Below are 16,178 nucleotides of genomic sequence, written 5' to 3'. Positions count from 1 at the left end.
ACGGTCTAGAGTGCCATCGTCCAGGCTATGGCGAATAAACCGTAATAGACGGCCAGACCGACAATATCGACGAATGTAACCGGCGTTCCCCAGCGGAGCGCCTTTTTCGTTGGAATCAGTCCGCAGAATAGGCCTGCGATGAATCCGTAGCCGTGTCCTAGAATGTCTGCATTTTCTCCTAGACCGAGAAATACGGCCAGGGAAGTGGCTCCACAGAGGGGTGCAAAACGGCGCAGGAGTCCGTGAGATTCCCTAGGCATCAGGCGGAACTCCATGACGGCGAGACAGCCGATGGCGGCGAAAACGAAGGTGGAAAATCCCAGGGCGCTGAAGTTTGTCTTGACGGTCATGGAAACGCAGATGTTGGCGACGGCACTGGAGATTGCCAAAAAGGGAGCTAGGCGCAACAGGGGGATGCGGTAGGTAATCATGTTCATGACAATGTATCCGCACAGGATGTTGGAGGCCAGGTGTCGCGCGTCGCCGTGGAGGGTGAGTGCGGTAAGGCTTCTCCACCATTGTCCTTTTAGAACTTTGCTTGCGTCGGATACGCCGGGTAAATGCAAGTTGACTACGTCGGCAAAATCAAGTAGGGTGGCGATGAGTACCGGAATAAAAATCCAGAGAGGCTGTAGGCTGAAACTCAGTGGCTGTGGCAGATTCTCTTCCTTGGGCGGATTTTCCTTTTGGTACAGGGCGATCTGGTCGCGGGCGAATTCTTCAAATTCCGGCAATACGAAAATCTGGAAGGGGCCTTCCTCGCTGCGATCTAGACGATGCTCTACGCCCTGGGAAAGAAGGACTAGGCTGTAATCGCGAATTTGTCTGAAAGTGCCTTCGGCAATGCAACTGGATTCGGGGAAGGACTGCTCGGAGAGGGACTGCTCTTCGTTGGCGATTTGTTGTTCGTTGGAGTCCAGGGTGTTGTTGGCTGGGGGGTGTGCCGTGCTGGTTATGGACGTGATTTTTATATGGGGGTGAATTTCCGAGGAGTCCCGCAAGTATCTGGGGCGTAGTGGCGACATGAACCTTGACATTGAATCTCCTTGGAAAACCTCTGACATAATATACAAAGGTTTAGGTTTGATGCCTGAAGATTACGAATTGTTGCGGAAAGACTAGATGTTCTTTTTATGGATTGCCGCAGATGTTAACGCATACTTGTAACAAGAAGTAAGACATTCTGCACGGAGGTAAGCAAAGTCTTCGAAGGGGACCGTAATGTCTGTGGCGGGGCGGGCGGCCACCTGGCTTGCCAGGTGGAGCTCTTCCTTCGGAGCGAGCTTGCCGTTTAACAAACGGCGCCGCCCGTATATGCGGACATAGCGGAAGGCTTCACCTGTCTCGGGCGTGCTGCGGGCATGGAACGTCACAGCGGATTCGCCCCGGTCTGTCACGCGCTCCCACCAGAGGGCGGGTCCGTCAGTAATGTAACAGTTGTCGCCGCAGAAAGCTGCGTTCACGTCGTCAAGAGTCAAGGGCTGTTCCTTGTGGCATCCGTCTGCCTGGGGGATATTTTCTTCGGCGCTCGTCGGATTCTCGCAAGGCTTTTGCGCTAGGCGAACCACGGTTCTGACGTACCCGAATACGTGATGCCTGTTGTTCTTTAGTTCAATTAGCGGTAACCTGACTGCGGTCGTATCATTCATATCGCCGTGGGCATCGTTTCCGCCGATGGGCAACAGGTAGTTTTCCTTGCCCAGTTCCTGGATCCACCATTCTCGCCCCAGCTTGAATCCTTCGTCACGGATGCCGTTCCAGAATTGGATGCCGCGGATGGGGTGGGTGCTGCCGGTCTGCAAATCCACCGAGTGCCAGAAACCGCGCCGGAAGATGAACTTCTCCAGGCCGCTCATTTCCTGATAGGGGTGTGCCGCAAAGCAGTGGCTGCCTGTCATTTTCAGCAGGTCGGGAATCTTCAGGGTGGGGCGGTTCTGGAGCCAGTTTCGTCCGCAGTCCCCAAGGCCCGGCAAATAGCAGTCGGAGCCAAGGACGGTCATGTGGACATTCTCTCCCTTGGAATTGCCTGCGGAAACTTCTTCGCCGGCGATCATCAGGGGCTTGTCCTCGGCCCTGTTGCACAGGTCCACTTCCTTCTGCAAGGCTTCGAAGCGTGGCATGGGGGAGGGAGCTGCCTGGGTGTAGTCTTCGGTGAGGAAGGCGAAATCGTAGGCGTGGTCCGTTAGACTTACGAAATCCAGACCCACGGCCTTTGCTGCTTGCTGGAATACGGCGGGGGTTGCGCCATGTTCTACGTGGTCGGCGGAGTAGTGGGTGTGGCAATGCATTTCGCCGGCGATGTAGCCCTCGGGCTTGGGCAAGTCCTGTGCCAGCACCTGGATTTTTAGGGGGGCGGGCTTTAGCAGGGGGTGGTTCCAGCGGGAGAATTTTTTGACCTTGCCGTTTTGCTTACTGCGGACGGTGACCTTGCAATGGATGCTGTAGGTCCCAGGTGCAAGGTCTCCCAAGTCTACGGGGTAGAATCCGAACTGCTGGTTGGCCTCGATTTGAAGGTTCTGCTGTCGCGGGGCGGATTCGTCTTGGGCGGTGGCAGGCTGGCAGTCTATTTCAATGTTTTCGATAACGACGGGGAACCGGTGGGCGTCCCTGACCACGATCCACAAGGTGGGCCTGGAATCCGGTACAAACTGGAAGGGGGCGTCTACAAGAATCTCTGGCCAGGGCCTGTAAAGCAGGGACCAGGGGAGTTTAAACTTGAAGTGGGTTTCTGCGTATTGCAGGGGCTCGCCGGGAATCAGACTCATTTTGCCTCGGGGGCGGGCTCTTCGGCGGGTGTGGCTTCAGCGGGCTCTTCGGCGGGTGTGGCTTCAGCGCGCTCTATTTCTTTTTCTTTATCGTTTGCGGTCTCGTTTTCGACGTCCGTCCCTATCTTTGTGGATGCCTTGTTTTCGGTTTCCTCGACGGGTTCCGGTTCGTTCCACAAACCAAAGCTTACTCGTACCTGCATCATCAAGCCGCCGATGTTCCATTTAGCCTTTTCCTGGGGGCCGTCAGGTACGATGTCGGCGAAAGTCTTGTTGGATTCTACGGAGATACTGCTGAAGCCGATGTCTCCGTACACGTTAAAATTTTTCCAGCTGGCAATCAGGTAGCCGACTCCCACGCCGAATCCTGCACCGGTAACGGGTGTCTTGGCGTCTAGCTTGCCCCAGGTGGTGTAGATTTCCGTGCCGGGAAGTACCCAGTACCAACGGACCGAAATGCTGAAGAGGCTTTCGCCGGAAAGTGTCATCAGGTTTTTGGGGATGCCCAGACGGTATTCCAGGAACAGGGGCATGCCCTGGATGGTGTAGCTGTAGTTGTGGGTTCTGCCCTTGCGGTCGGTCAGCACCACGGATTCGTTATCGTAGATGAATCCGACACCTGCGCTAATGAACTGGTCCCTAAAAATCTGGAACTGCAGACCTGCGCTAACAGGGAAACAGAAGTTCACCTTCTGAAAATCCTGCTTGGCCACGTTCAGGGAATCGGTTTCGGTCTGGGCGTCTTCGCGGAAACTATAGTAGATGGTGTCGATGGCGTCCTGAAAGTATTTGCGCTGGTCAAAACTGAGGAACGATACGGAGGGCTGCAGGAACAGGGATAGCCTGGAACGGTCATGTTCCACCTTGTCTTCGTCTGCGAAGGCTGAGATTGCCATCAGCAAGATGGCCAGGGCTATATTCCGGTAGAACTTCATTATCAGTTCTGCATATCCTTTTCTTCTTTTTCGATTCGCTTACTTTCGGAATCCTTCTTCATGCGCTTGGCGAAGGCGACTTCGGCCTTGTCGATTTTACCTTCGATCTTTTCGATGTCCTTGCGGAAGTCCTTGTCGTCTTCCTTCAGTTCGTTGCGGGCGATGTTCAGGTAAAGTCTTGCGGTTTCAAACTGGTCCAGTTCGATATAGGACTTGGTCAGGAAAATCAAGGCTTCTTCGCGACGCTTGGCGGTGGGGTAGGTTTCCAGGAATTCCTTGAAGTAGATGACGGCGGCCTGGTACTTGTCCATGCGCCAGTAAAGACGGCCCTTCTGGAATTCCTTTTCTGCCAGACGGTCAATAAGCAGCTGGTAGTAATAGTTCACGGAATCGCGGAGGGGTGATTCCGGATAGTTGGAAAGGTAACGTTCGAAGTCCCTCATGGCCACGTTGGTGTTGGCTTCGTCGCGGTCCACACGGAATTCCATGTTGAAGGAGGAAATGGCCTTGCGGAATTCAGCGGTCTCGATGAAGGGGGAGCCGGGGAAGTTCAGGATAAAGCTACCATATTCTCCACGGGCTTCAATCCAGTCTTCCTGATTGAAGTAGCTTTCTGCCAACAGGAATTGGGCCTGTTCCATGAATCCGGTACCGGCGCAGGTAGAGAGGATCTCTTCCAGCTTTTCTGTGGTACGGCCATACTTGCCTGCCTTGAACAATTCTTCTGCCTTGTCGTAGCGAACCTTACACCATTCTGTGTGTTTCATCTTGGGACCGCTGGAGGAACATCCGGCGATCAGTGCTGCGGTAGAAAAAATGCAGAGGAACAGGGGAATCTTTTTGAACAGCATCATTTTTTTTCTTTGGTTAATTCTAACTTTACCGCCGTAAATTAGCAAAAATTGGCAGTCCAGAAAAATGATTTTAGTCCGCTATGTCTTGAAAGAGCTGATCGCCCCCTTCCTGGCGTCTCTTTTTGGCATTACGTTTCTATTTGTAGTGGATTTTTTGGTCAAAATTCTAGACAGTGTCTTGTCCAAGGGGCTTCCCACTTCTACGGTGGTTGAAATCTTTGTACTGAACCTGGCCTGGATGCTTTCCCTTTCTATTCCCATGGCCGTTCTTGTGGCGAGCCTTATGGCCTTTGGCCGACTGTCCGGAGACCAGGAAATTACGGCCTGCAAGGCCGCCGGTATTTCTCCCCTTTCCCTGATGAGGCCGGTGCTGATTGTTTCGCTCCTGGTGTCGGTGCTGATGGTGGTGTTCAACAACTGGGTCTTGCCCGAGGCCAACCACCGTTCCGTGGAACTGATGAGTGCTGTGTCCCGCAAGAAGCCCCATGCCTTTATTGATGCGGGTCGACTGATTACCCAGTTCCCGGGGGTCCAGCTTTGGGTAAACCATATCGATCCCACTACGGGTACCCTGTATGGCATTCAAATTTTTGAAATGGAAAAGAAGGGGGCGCCTCGTATTGTCTATGCCGACAGTGCCTCCATGGAATACGCTGACAATGGAGCAACTCTTATGCTCCGCCTGCGCAGTGGCGAAAACCATATGACAGACCCGGATAATCCGGAAAACTATTTCCGCATCCGATTCTTCAGTCAGGATCTGGCCATGAAGAATGTGGATGACCGTCTGGAACGCCGCAACCGCAGTTATCGCAGCGACCGCGAAATGCCCATTGAGATGATGCAGGATGTGGTGGATGACGCGCGAAAGAAGTACGTGGAGTTCCGTAAGGACGCCCTGGAAAAACGTCTGAGTACGTTGGTGGCTCTCCAAAAGAATGTGGTCGGTGACTCCGTTGTCCCTGACATCAAGGAAAGTAATATCGAGATTGATTCCGTCCAACGCCGCCGGTCCCTGCAGCGCCTGCGAGTACAGGAGGTGTCTTCCCTCCGCACCACGGAACGTGCTTTTGGCCGTGTAGAGGCGGAATTGAAACGAGAGGCTCAATATACGGTCGAAATCCAGAAGAAAATCAGTACCGGCGTGGCCTGCTTTATCTTTATTCTGATTGGGGCGCCTTTGGGAATCATGGCTCGCAAGGGTGGTATTGGTACAGGTATCCTTTACAGTCTATCGTTCTTTGTGATTTACTGGATTTGCCTTATTGGTGGCGAAAATCTGGCTGACCGTCTGGTCGTCAGTCCTTATCTGGCCATGTGGGCTTCCAATATCATTATCGGAATTTTTGGTATCTTCATTACGATCGCCATGGTCCGTGACCGCTTCTCGGGAGACTCCAAGTTCTTCAGGGGTGTTCGTGCGGTCAAGGGCTTCTTTGGTAGGGGCTTCAAGAAAGTCTTCGGGAGGTTCGGGTGAAGTTTACAAGGTACATGCTATGGAACTTCTTCAAGATGTTCCTTATTGTGCTTCTTGGTGCAGTCCTCATGTTCGTGGTTATCGACTTTGTGGGAAACATCAAGACCTGGTCTACCCGCGAGACCAAGGATGCAGTGGACTATTACGTCTGCTACTTGCCGTACATGGTGTATTTGATTACTCCCGTGGCCTGTTTTATTTCAATCCTGGCTTCCGTAGGCAATATGGCCCGCCACCTGGAAATGAGCGCCATGCAGAGCTCTGGACAGAGCCCGCTCAAGACATTGTTCCCCATTTTTGTTTTTGGAATTCTTGTGTCGGTGGGTTCTTATGAAATGAGTGAATATTGGCTTCCTGACGCTAACCATAAACGTCTGGAAATTATGGAAACTAACGCCCAGAAAAAGAAGAATCCCCGCATCAAGGAAAAACAGGAATTTACCTTTATCGACAGTGAGAAGGCTAGCTGGTTCTTTAGACATTATTCTGGCAAGAGCAAACTGGGACGAGACGTGCTCCTTTTACTGCGCGACGAGGGTCGCCTCCAGGAACGCTTTGATGCCAAGGTGGTCCGTTGGCTGGAGGATGAAGGATGCTGGCAGTTTGAACGGGGACATCGACGCGTCTTCCAGAAAGATGGCTCTGTGAAAGTCTACAAGTTCGTTCGCGAAAAGGCCTGTGACCAAGTTTCTACCCGTCCAGAAGACCTCATTAATGAACGTCAGGTTTCCGATGAAATGGATTCCAAAATGGTCAAGAAGAGGATCGAGGTATTGAAGCGCTCCGGTGAAGATACCCGTACCATGGAAACCGCACTGCACTTTAAGCGGTCTGCTCACTGGATGAACCTGATTGTGCTCCTGATTGGTGCCGCACTTTGCCATCGTTATAGCCGTTCTGGGGGGCTTTCCCAGAAATTTGGCATTGGTCTGTTGATTGTATTTAGCTATTATATTCTTGAACGAATAGGATTGAAAATGGGAGAAAATGGTGCGTTGTCGCCTTTCTGGGCGGCATGGATCAGCCACTTCGTCTATGGTGGCGTGGCGACAGTAATGTTGTACCGTTCCTTCCGATTATAGGGTGTCTATGTCTGTTGCCGAAATACTTTTTATCGTGGCAGGTCTTCTGCTTGGCTTGGCGTTCCATGGTGGAATGCTCCTGTTCCTGATTCCCTTTGCCATTGTGGCCTTTGTACTGGCCTGGTTGAATCGTCCTCGTCTGGCAGGTGGTCCTAACAGCCAGAATCCGACTAGCAATATTCCCATTATCTCTATCGGGCCCCGATCTACCAACACTAATCCTGTTGTGTCCCCCGATTTGATTTCCGAGTTCCGCAATGATCATGACAGGGCTAACGAACCTGAGGCCGCCTTCAAGGTGAGCCAGGTATGGGCCCGTGCCAATGCTGATATTAACCGTGCCATGACCGACATGCTTTGTGCGTTGAAGGTCATCGTTCCCGGAGTGAATACCGCCATTGTGTTTACCCAGCAGAATAACCCCAGGGAATGGGGTGTTCGCAATTATGTAAACGACAAGGAAATGTCCGTGAATCCCAGCACACGCCTTTCGGAAAGTGGAAGCCTGCTGAGTCAGATGTTCAGATCCGGTGTGAGCCGCATCCTCGAAGGCGATTTGCCTAGTAGCAAGGTTCTGTCGTTCTACCTGGACAATCCTCCGGTGAAGTCTGTGGTGGCTGTCCCTATGCTGGACCATAGCGGCAACCGCGTCGGTATCCTGGTTCTGGATTCCACTGCGCCTAACGCATTTACCGATAAGACGGCCCAGGCCCTGGTTTATATTGCCAAGGCGATTTCCATGCTTGATTACAAGGGCTTCTACTCTGCCCAGAAGCATATCGCCCTGCAGCAGTACGCTGGTCTTTACAACTACCAGCGCAAGTTCTTCCAGACCATGACTGTGAAGGACATCTATAAGCAGATTATCAACTACGTGAAGGCTAACGTGGCCTACGACCGTCTGACGATTCTTGCCATGAATAAGGTGAATGAAAGTGCTGGACGTGTGGTGTACTGCGATGGTATCGAATCCAGTCAGTTCTCCGAGAAGCGTTTTACCCTTTCTGACAAGGGTATCTTCGTGCTGGCCATGATGCGCAACCGTCCGGTGGAACGCAGCTTTACTCCGGGTTACAACGAATATGTGCCCCGCCTTAGCGATAACGAAAAGCGTAACTTGAATTTGCGTCAGCTGTTCGTGATGCCAGTGGCTACCGAAACAGATGCGGCTACTGCAGATATGGCCATCTGCCTTGAAAGCAGCAGCTCCAGACCGTATAGCGAACACGAAAAGGAACTGCTCAAGGCCTTCGCTGGCGTCGCAGGCTTCGCCTACGATCGCGCTCGAAAGTTCGAGCATGGCCGTGACCTGGCCATGCGCGACGGCCTCACCGGTCTTATCAACCACCGCACGCTCCACGAAAGTCTGCGCTCCGAAAAGGTTCGCGCCGACCGCAAGAAGTACAACATCGGCGTTCTCATGATGGACATCGACCACTTCAAGCGCGTCAACGACACTTACGGACATCCCATCGGTGACGTGGTTATCAAGAGCATCGCCGACACCGTCAGCTCCGAAATGCGAAAGGATATCGACGTGGTGGCCCGTTACGGTGGTGAAGAATTCGTGGTGGGCATGGTGGAAACCACGGCTGAAGGTATGATGGAAAAGGCTGAACGCATCCGCAAGGCTGTCGAAAAGCTGGCCATCGACGTCCATCAGACAAAGCCCCTCAAGGTTTCCGTCAGCATTGGCGCCTTCCTGGTCACTCCGGACTTCCACGACATGAAGAAGGCCGTGAACAACGCCGACCAGGCTCTGTATCGCGCCAAGGAAGGCGGCCGTAACCGCGTTGTCCGTTACGAACTTGACGAAGAATCCATGGCTCCCAAAGCATAAAGCCCTTCAGGAGGGAAGATGTTTACTTTAGTTGACTGGCTGGTCCTGGCCGCCTATTTGCTGTTTTCCCTCTTCATCGGCCTGTGGGTTTCCCGCGGCAACAAGAACTTGAAGGAGTACATGCTTGGCGGTGGATCCATGCCCTGGATTGCCGTTGGTATTAGTCTTATCGCCACCTCCGTCAGCGCCACCACATTCCTGGGGGCTCCTGCCGATGTGTATGGCGACAACATGACTTTCCTCATGTTCCAGATCGGCGCCTTCATCAGTATCTTCGTGGTGGGGAAGGTCTTCATTCCCCGATTCCAGAATTCCGGCATTAGTAGCGCCTACGAATTGTTTGAAGTTCGTTTCAGCAGGCCGGTCCGTCGTCTGGCGGCCATCTTCTACTGCATGCACTTGTTGCTCCGCACAGGAATTCTGCTGTACGCTCCGTCCCTGGTGCTCGCTCAAATTTTGCACATTGACCTGAAGGTGGCGATTATCGTTTCTGCGGCAGTGGCCATTTTCTACACCTGGTTCGGCGGTATCAAGGCTGTCATCTGGACCGACGTGATGCAGTTCATCGTCTTCTTTGGCGGTGGCGCCTTGGTGCTTCTCATCATTTCCAATTCTGTAGGTGGCCTTGGCGAAATGGCCCGCATGGCAGGGGAGGCCGGCAAGACAAAGTGGTTCGACGGTAGCCTGGATATCTCCAATGCCCGCACCCTGATTTCCGCAGGCTTTGCTTACGCCGTTCTTGAAATCGCCATCCGCGGTTGCGACCAGCAGTTTGTACAACGCTACCTCAGTTGCAAGGACGTGAAGGCGGCTAACCGTTCCAGCGTGCTGTCCATGGTGCTGGGTGTTGTGGTTTCTATCCTATTCTACTGGGTTGGTGCCGCCCTTTATGTTTACTACCAGACGGCCCACGCGGCTCCTCTTCCTACAGGTCTCGGACAGAATGACGTCTTTCCTTACTTTATCGTAAATGGTCTGCCCCAGGGTGTAACCGGCCTGATTGTTGCCGCTATCTGTGCAGCCGCCATGAGCTCTCTTTCAGGCGCCATCAATTCTCTCAGCAATACTTCTGAAAGAGATTTCTTTGGCTGGAAGGAAAATGAAGGCCTGGGCGGTCTCAAGCGCGCAAAGCTTTGGACGGTGCTGTGGGGTGTTCTGGGCGTGTTCGGCGCACTCTTTGCCGCTACCCAGCAGGGGAGCCTTTTGAAGAACGCCGTGTTCTTTACGGGCCTCTTTACAGGACCGCTGCTGGGCATGTTCCTGCTGGCCTTTTTCGCCAATAAACTGTTCGGTGGCGACGATAGTCCCAAGAAACTTCGTGGCTGGTGCGTCATCATTGCCGTCCTCTGCGGTATGGGTAGCCTGATTCTTGTTCAGGGAATCCCCGCTTTCGGTGTGCCTGCAGTTCTTGGCGGAATCTTTAGCTGGCCCTGGATGCCCTTGATCAGCATGACCACTACCATTGTGGTAGCCGTAGGGGTAAATTTCCTGGCTAATATGTTGAATCGCAGGTAAAAAAAGCAAACTTTAAAAAAAAGTTGAAAAAATGGCCCATATCCCTTTACAAGTGAAAAATAAATAGCTATATATGGGCCATCCTCGCGGGAATAGCTCAGTTGGTAGAGCACGACCTTGCCAAGGTCGGGGTCGAGGGTCCGAGTCCCTTTTCCCGCTCTAAAACAAGAGAACCACTCATTGAGTGGTTCTTTTTGTTTTATCGTAAGAATGGAGTCGGGCGCGAGACCCCTCGGAGACTGCGGACGAACAATCCCTTTTCCCGCCTACGGTGTCCGCGGCTGCGTTTCGTCATACGAAAAGAGGATTCCGTTGCCGGAATCCTCTTTCTATTCTTTAAAGTATGACTTTTTACTTCAGAAGGATCTTCTTGTTCATATTTACGGATTTGCCCGAAATACGAACCATGTAGATTCCTGCCTTGAGGCCTGCCAAGTTGATGGATGCTTCGACCTTGCCGCTCTTTACGACCTGGCCCTGGACGTTTGCAATTTCGTAAGAGGCGCTCTTGATTCCGCTAAAGGAAAGGATTCTGCCAGAAAGGCTTGCGTTTGCTGCAGAGACTGCCTTCTGAGAAATGGCGTCTGGGTCTGCGTGATGGTCACAGAAGTTTGCAGACTTTTCTTTCTGGGAAACAGCCTTTTCTCCCTTACAAGTTCCCTTGGGACCGACCTCGAAAATGCGCAATGCGCCCTGGACGTCGGAAGCCTGTCCGTCAATTTGGAATTTGACCGCGGTTGCCTTTGCAAAAGCTTCAGCACAACTGGAAACCTTCTGTGCTGCAGGTGTCCACGTGGGTTGGCTGAATTTGCTGAAGTCCAGATCGACCAAAGTCGGGGTGGCTGTTTTGGTTAGCTTGGCTGAACAGGAGGCGTTGCCTGTGCCGTCTGCGTCAATCGTCAATGTGACGTCATTATCTGATGTGTATGTGGCGCAGAGACCCTCGGCGGAGGTTATGTCGAGGGGGGCCTGTGCTGCACCTACAAGGTTGAAGCCCATTCCGACGAAATTGTATGGGTATTCTTCATTTTGACCTGTGGTAGTTGGGTCCACAAGTACATACTTTACAAAGATGTAACCCAAACTGTCGATCATTGGCTGGATGAAAGAGCCGTAATTGCCAGTAGAATCGTAGAGGTACTTAATGTAGGAACCGCCTTTATCGTTGGCACGGTCGTCGTAATCATACCAGTAAGAGGAATTCTCGTAATTGGGTTCCAGGCTTTCTTTTGTGGTGTTGGCGATTTGACTTGTTCCGTTGAACCAGATATCGTTGTTGACGGTTTCTGCCATGGAAACGGCGGATAATGCTGCGACTGCAGCGACAATGATTTTTTTATTCATTTTTGTATCTCCTTAACCATCCCTAAGGTTATACCCTGAGTATACTTTATTTTTGAGAAAAAGCAAGACTTTTGTAAAGAAAAAGTTTAATTTTAGTTTGTAGAAAACTTACGAAAATGCTACTTTAGTCTAACTACTTATGATATAAAGAGTTAGCGATTGATGCGTTAAAAATATGCTGTGTTTACAGATTGTTGATAGGCTTGCCGTTGAGGAAAACTCAGAAAATTTTTTGAAAATTTTAAGAAATAACATCCACAAGGGAGTTATGTTTTATTATCTTGTAGGCCACATCTTGTGGTTGGGTGTGGTGCTTGAACACAAGATGTAGTGAAATCGCGAAATAAAAAGTTTATTGTAAGAAATTGGCGTTTTGCTTGAGTATTCAGGAAAAAAGGCGGTTTTGGTAGACTGATTTCGGTGATTGACACGATAGGATTGAAGAGAATATTACGATTTTTGCGGGGCTAGATTCGATATTTTGTGTCGGCTGGCCGAAGGGATGACGATGATTGTTTCTGTTAAGAAGCGCGACGGCAGAGAAATGCCGTTTAATATCGAAAAGATTGCTGACGCCATTGTTAAGGCATTCCGTGCCTCCGGCGAACTTGATGATCAGATCAAGGCCGCGCAGAGCCAGATGAGCCTCCTCGGCAACGATGATATTCTTAACAGCACCGCTCTCAAGGTTTCCGCCGAAGCAGTTTCCCTTTTGGAAGCCAGCGGCAAGAGTTCCCCCGATATTGAAGAAATCCAGGATGCTGTAGAAAAGGCCCTTACTGAAGGCGGCTATGCCGATACCGTTAAGAGCTACATCCTATACCGTGCAGAACGTACCCGTGTTCGTGAAGTGAACACTCGCCTTATGCACACCCTCCGCGACATTACTTTCAGTTCTGCAAAGGAATCCGATCTCAAGCGCGAAAACGCAAATATCGATGGCGATACCGCCATGGGCACCATGCTCAAGTACGGTTCCGAATCTGCTAAGCATTTCTACACCATGATGATGCTGAAGCCGGAACACAGCCGTGCTCACTCCGAAGGCGATATCCATATCCACGATCTGGACTTCTACGCCCTCACCATGACTTGCTGCCAGATCGACCTGCTGAAGCTTTTCAAGAATGGCTTTAATACCGGTCATGGCCACCTCCGTGAACCCAAGGATATCCGTAGCTACGCCGCATTGGCCGCTATTGCCATTCAGTCTAACCAGAACGACCAGCATGGCGGTCAGGCTGTTCCTAACTTTGATTACGCCATGGCCGATGGCGTCCGCATTACTTATCGCAAGGCCTACCTGAACAACATGGTCAAGGCCCTTATGCTTCTGGCGGGCAAGAGCGAAGAAGAAGTTCGCCCCGTAGTCAAGAAGCTTCACGAAGAAATGGCTGAAATGGGAATGGTTGCAACTTTGGTTCCCAACGAACGCTTCGTTGAAACCGAAACACACGAACTTTCCAAGACCTACGGCGTTGAAACTACCATGCATGCCCAGAAGTTTGCCGAAAAGCAGGCTTACGAAGAAACGGACAAGGCTACCTTCCAGGCTATGGAAGCTTTCGTGCATAATTTGAACTCTATGCACAGCCGTGCCGGTGCCCAGACTCCGTTCTCCAGCATCAACTACGGTATGTGTACCGCTCCCGAAGCCCAGATGGTCATGCGCAACCTGCTCCTTACCACTGAAGAAGGTCTGGGTGGTGGCGAAACCGCAATCTTCCCCATTCAGATTTTCCGTGTCAAGGAAGGCGTCAGCATGAATCCAGGTGATCCCAACTATGACCTGTTCAAGTTGGCCTGCCGTGTTTCCGCAAAGAGACTTTTCCCCAACTTCAGCTTCCAGGATGCTCCGTACAATCTGCAGTACTACAAGCCGGGCCATCCCGAAACTGAAATTGCTTACATGGGGTGCCGTACCCGCGTTATCGGTAACTCTGCACGCCCCGATCACGAAATTACCTTCGGTCGTGGCAACCTGAGCTTTACTTCCATCAACCTTCCTCGCATCGCAATCAAGATGAAGAGCCTGGATCTGTTCTACAAGGAACTGGACCGTATGCTGGCTCTGGTCCGCGATCAGCTCCTGGAACGTATGGAAGTCCAGTGCCGCAAGCGCGTCAAGAACTTCCCCTTCCTCATGGGTCAGGGCATCTGGATTGGTTCCGATAAGCTTGGCTGGAACGACGAAGTTCGCGAAGTTCTTAAGGATGGCACGCTTTCTATCGGTTTTATCGGCCTTGCCGAAACTCTGGTGGCTCTCACCGGAAAGCACCACGGCGAATCTGAGGCTTCTCAGCGCCTGGGTCTCGAAATTGTACAGCACATGCGTGAATTCTGCGATAGCGAATCCAAGCGTCTGGGCGTGAACATCACCCTGTTCGCTACTCCCGCAGAAGGCCTCTCTGGCCGCTTCCTCCGTATGGACAAGAAGAAGTTTGGCGTTATTCCGGGCGTTACCGACCGCGATTACTATACCAACTCCTTCCATGTGCCGGTATACTACAAGATTAGCGCATTCAAGAAGATTGAACTTGAAGCTCCGTACCACGCCCTCACCAATGCGGGCCATATCAGCTACATCGAAATGGATGGCGATCCGACCCAGAATCTGGATGCTTTCGAAAAGATCGTTCGCTTTATGGCAAAGTCCGGCATTGGCTACGGCTCTATTAACCACCCGGTTGACCGTGACCCCGTTTGCGGTTACGTCGGCGTCATCAATGACTGCTGCCCCCGTTGCGGTCGCGCAGATGGTCACGCCATCGATCCTCAGAAGATCGAGGAACTTCGCAAGAAGTTCCCGGGCATGCCCGCATTCCTGGGAATTCGCTAGGGCGGTTTTTGGCACGGAATTGGCTATAATGGCCAAAGAGGTTTGAAGGGAACAAGATAAGAGGAAAACGAACTAGGCTTGAATTAGTCAAGGAGAAAAAAATGAGCGAAAAAGAAAAATCCATGTATGGCGAAGGCGTAAGCTTCGAACGTATCCGTCGCATTACTGGTTACCTGGTGGGTACCGTAGATCGTTTTAACAACGCAAAGCGCGCTGAAGTCGCTGACCGTGTCAAGCACGGCTGCTGCGGCGACGCCTAATTGAATAGCCTGCGGCATTTCTTGCGTTTTGTAAGGGAACCCGTGGGCTTTTTTTGTATCTTTGAGATAGGGAGCCGTAAATTGTAAAGGCTCCCTGTTGAATATTCGTCGGATGTAAAGGTGCAAAGATGGACTATCAGGAAGAAGATCGTGAAGATTTGGGCTTGCCCGTGCCCGAAGGTTTTGAGGGCAAGAATCTCCGAATTGCTGGCATCGAGGCGGAATCCTTTGTAGACGGTCCCGGCATTCGTTTTTCCATCTTTACCCAGGGCTGTAAGCACCATTGTCTGGAATGCCACAATCCCCAGACCCATGATTTCAATGGCGGCCATTTGATTTCCCTGGCGGAAATCCTTTCCATGATCGAAGAGAACCCTCTGCTGGATGGTGTTACCTTTAGCGGTGGCGATCCTATGGAACAGGCGGCCACTCTGGTTCCCCTGGCCCGCGAAATCAAGGAACGTGGGCTGAATCTGGTCGTCTTCACCGGCTATACTTATGAGTACATCGTCGCGCACCAGGAACAGCGTCCGGATTGCATGGAACTGCTGACCTTTGCGGATATCCTGGTGGATGGGCCCTTCGTTTTGGCCCAACGCAGCCTTAGTCTCAAGTTCCGTGGTTCCAGGAATCAGCGCCTTATCGATGTCCAGAGCAGCTTGACTCAGGGCCGTGCCGTCCTTCATCAGATTCAGCTGGACGAAATGCAGGAACACCCGGATTTATTTGAATAGAAAACCCAGGATTAAATCCTGGGCTTTTTTATTAAGGCTGTGAGTTTAGTTTTCTTTAGTTGAGCTAATCTTGTATGCAGCGGACGGGGCATCTGCTCAGGCGTCAATTTGCTGGGTGCGCTGTTCCAAATTGTTCGACATGGTCATGGATCCTAGACGGATTTCTCCTGTCACTTCCATGTAATTCGCTTCGGATTCCGGGAGTTCCACTGCATAGAACTTGCCGCAACTATCATCGAGAATGTCGTTGATAGAAAGCATTTGGCATCGGTCGTTCATGATGCCGATACGGTTAGCCTGCTCAATTAACTTGTTGAGTGCTTCGTTTTCTTCTCCAAGGCTTTCCTTTAGTTCAGAAAGGTCGGCTCTTAAGTTTTCAATTTCGGAAGCGTCCTTCACAAATATGGAAACTGTAGGATCGGCAAAAATCGAAATTGCAAAAAAGGCAAAAAGAACCACTCAATGAGTGGTTCTTTTGTTTTCGAGCGGGAAAAGGGACTCGGACCCTCGACCCCGACCTTGGCAAGGTCGTG

At 51.6% G+C, this 16,178-nt stretch carries 13 protein-coding genes and 1 tRNA gene; 8 read left to right on the top strand and 6 right to left on the bottom strand.

The window, feature by feature from the left end:
* Window positions 1-5 precede the first annotated feature (5 nt).
* The 4 genes from B7992_RS08810 to B7992_RS08795 form a co-directional block, all read right to left on the bottom strand.
* On the bottom strand, window positions 6-1,037 hold the full coding sequence (locus B7992_RS08810) for a rhomboid family intramembrane serine protease (RefSeq protein ID WP_073155820.1): 1,032 nt from the start codon (window positions 1,035-1,037) through the stop codon (window positions 6-8).
* Between the two features lie 81 nt (window positions 1,038-1,118).
* Complete coding sequence (locus B7992_RS08805; protein WP_088666076.1) at window positions 1,119-2,765, bottom strand: PHP domain-containing protein; 1,647 nt, start codon at window positions 2,763-2,765, stop codon at window positions 1,119-1,121.
* Entirely contained in the window at window positions 2,762-3,700 is a 939-nt protein-coding gene (locus B7992_RS08800) for a hypothetical protein (protein ID WP_088666075.1), read from the bottom strand. The genes B7992_RS08805 and B7992_RS08800 overlap by 4 nt, the downstream gene beginning before the upstream one ends.
* Window positions 3,701-3,702: 2 nt before the next feature.
* Entirely contained in the window at window positions 3,703-4,554 is an 852-nt protein-coding gene (locus tag B7992_RS08795; protein WP_073233637.1) for an outer membrane protein assembly factor BamD, read from the bottom strand.
* A 64-nt stretch (window positions 4,555-4,618) separates the two neighbouring features.
* On the opposite strand from B7992_RS08795, the gene B7992_RS08790 reads away from it, so the two are divergent.
* From B7992_RS08790 to B7992_RS08770, 5 genes are all read left to right on the top strand, one after another.
* Complete coding sequence (locus B7992_RS08790) at window positions 4,619-6,031, top strand: LptF/LptG family permease (RefSeq protein WP_088666074.1); 1,413 nt, start codon at window positions 4,619-4,621, stop codon at window positions 6,029-6,031.
* Window positions 6,028-7,113, top strand: coding sequence for an LptF/LptG family permease (locus B7992_RS08785; protein WP_073155833.1), 1,086 nt, complete (start codon window positions 6,028-6,030; stop codon window positions 7,111-7,113). Before B7992_RS08790 ends, B7992_RS08785 begins: the two co-directional genes overlap by 4 nt.
* Window positions 7,114-7,120: 7 nt before the next feature.
* A complete protein-coding gene (locus B7992_RS08780; protein ID WP_073155836.1) occupies window positions 7,121-8,953 on the top strand; it encodes a diguanylate cyclase in 1,833 nt (610 codons plus the stop codon).
* Between the two features lie 18 nt (window positions 8,954-8,971).
* Window positions 8,972-10,468, top strand: a complete 1,497-nt coding sequence (locus B7992_RS08775; RefSeq protein ID WP_073282852.1) for a sodium:solute symporter — start codon at window positions 8,972-8,974, stop codon at window positions 10,466-10,468.
* Window positions 10,469-10,554: 86 nt separating this feature from the next.
* A tRNA-Gly gene (locus tag B7992_RS08770) sits at window positions 10,555-10,627 on the top strand.
* 192 nt (window positions 10,628-10,819) lie between these two features.
* On the opposite strand, the gene B7992_RS08765 is transcribed toward B7992_RS08770, so the two are convergent.
* Window positions 10,820-11,812: a T9SS type A sorting domain-containing protein gene (locus B7992_RS08765; RefSeq protein ID WP_088666073.1), complete on the bottom strand. Its 993-nt coding sequence runs from the start codon at window positions 11,810-11,812 to the stop codon at window positions 10,820-10,822.
* Window positions 11,813-12,320: 508 nt separating this feature from the next.
* On the opposite strand from B7992_RS08765, the gene B7992_RS08760 reads away from it, so the two are divergent.
* The 3 genes from B7992_RS08760 to nrdG all read left to right on the top strand — a co-directional run bounded on the left by B7992_RS08760 (window position 12,321) and on the right by nrdG (window position 15,645).
* Complete coding sequence (locus tag B7992_RS08760) at window positions 12,321-14,651, top strand: anaerobic ribonucleoside triphosphate reductase (RefSeq protein WP_073282858.1); 2,331 nt, start codon at window positions 12,321-12,323, stop codon at window positions 14,649-14,651.
* Window positions 14,652-14,752: 101 nt separating this feature from the next.
* On the top strand, window positions 14,753-14,911 hold the full coding sequence (nrdD, locus tag B7992_RS08755; RefSeq protein WP_073155847.1) for an anaerobic ribonucleoside-triphosphate reductase: 159 nt from the start codon (window positions 14,753-14,755) through the stop codon (window positions 14,909-14,911).
* A gap of 128 nt (window positions 14,912-15,039) precedes the next feature.
* On the top strand, window positions 15,040-15,645 hold the full coding sequence (gene nrdG, locus B7992_RS08750; protein ID WP_083541819.1) for an anaerobic ribonucleoside-triphosphate reductase activating protein: 606 nt from the start codon (window positions 15,040-15,042) through the stop codon (window positions 15,643-15,645).
* Between the two features lie 96 nt (window positions 15,646-15,741).
* Here the strand turns inward: nrdG and B7992_RS08745 are convergent, their stop codons facing one another.
* On the bottom strand, window positions 15,742-16,044 hold the full coding sequence (locus tag B7992_RS08745; RefSeq protein WP_141099780.1) for a hypothetical protein: 303 nt from the start codon (window positions 16,042-16,044) through the stop codon (window positions 15,742-15,744).
* Window positions 16,045-16,178 lie beyond the last annotated feature (134 nt).

It is taken from the genome of Fibrobacter sp. UWH1 (assembly GCF_002210365.1).
GTDB lineage: Bacteria > Fibrobacterota > Fibrobacteria > Fibrobacterales > Fibrobacteraceae > Fibrobacter.
This window is presented reverse-complemented; position numbering and strand designations above follow the sequence as displayed.

Excerpts from the sequence above, each read along its gene's own strand:
- B7992_RS08810 (WP_073155820.1), bottom strand. The coding sequence starts at position 1,037 with ATGTCAAGGTTCATGTCGCCACTACGCCCCAGATACTTGCGGGACTCC.
- nrdG (WP_083541819.1), top strand. The coding sequence starts at position 15,040 with ATGGACTATCAGGAAGAAGATCGTGAAGATTTGGGCTTGCCCGTGCCC.
- B7992_RS08790 (WP_088666074.1), top strand. The coding sequence starts at position 4,619 with ATGATTTTAGTCCGCTATGTCTTGAAAGAGCTGATCGCCCCCTTCCTG.
- B7992_RS08765 (WP_088666073.1), bottom strand. The coding sequence starts at position 11,812 with ATGAATAAAAAAATCATTGTCGCTGCAGTCGCAGCATTATCCGCCGTT.
- B7992_RS08760 (WP_073282858.1), top strand. The coding sequence starts at position 12,321 with ATGATTGTTTCTGTTAAGAAGCGCGACGGCAGAGAAATGCCGTTTAAT.
- B7992_RS08775 (WP_073282852.1), top strand. The coding sequence starts at position 8,972 with ATGTTTACTTTAGTTGACTGGCTGGTCCTGGCCGCCTATTTGCTGTTT.
- B7992_RS08780 (WP_073155836.1), top strand. The coding sequence starts at position 7,121 with ATGTCTGTTGCCGAAATACTTTTTATCGTGGCAGGTCTTCTGCTTGGC.
- B7992_RS08805 (WP_088666076.1), bottom strand. The coding sequence starts at position 2,765 with ATGAGTCTGATTCCCGGCGAGCCCCTGCAATACGCAGAAACCCACTTC.
- B7992_RS08795 (WP_073233637.1), bottom strand. The coding sequence starts at position 4,554 with ATGATGCTGTTCAAAAAGATTCCCCTGTTCCTCTGCATTTTTTCTACC.
- nrdD (WP_073155847.1), top strand. The coding sequence starts at position 14,753 with ATGAGCGAAAAAGAAAAATCCATGTATGGCGAAGGCGTAAGCTTCGAA.
- B7992_RS08800 (WP_088666075.1), bottom strand. The coding sequence starts at position 3,700 with ATGAAGTTCTACCGGAATATAGCCCTGGCCATCTTGCTGATGGCAATC.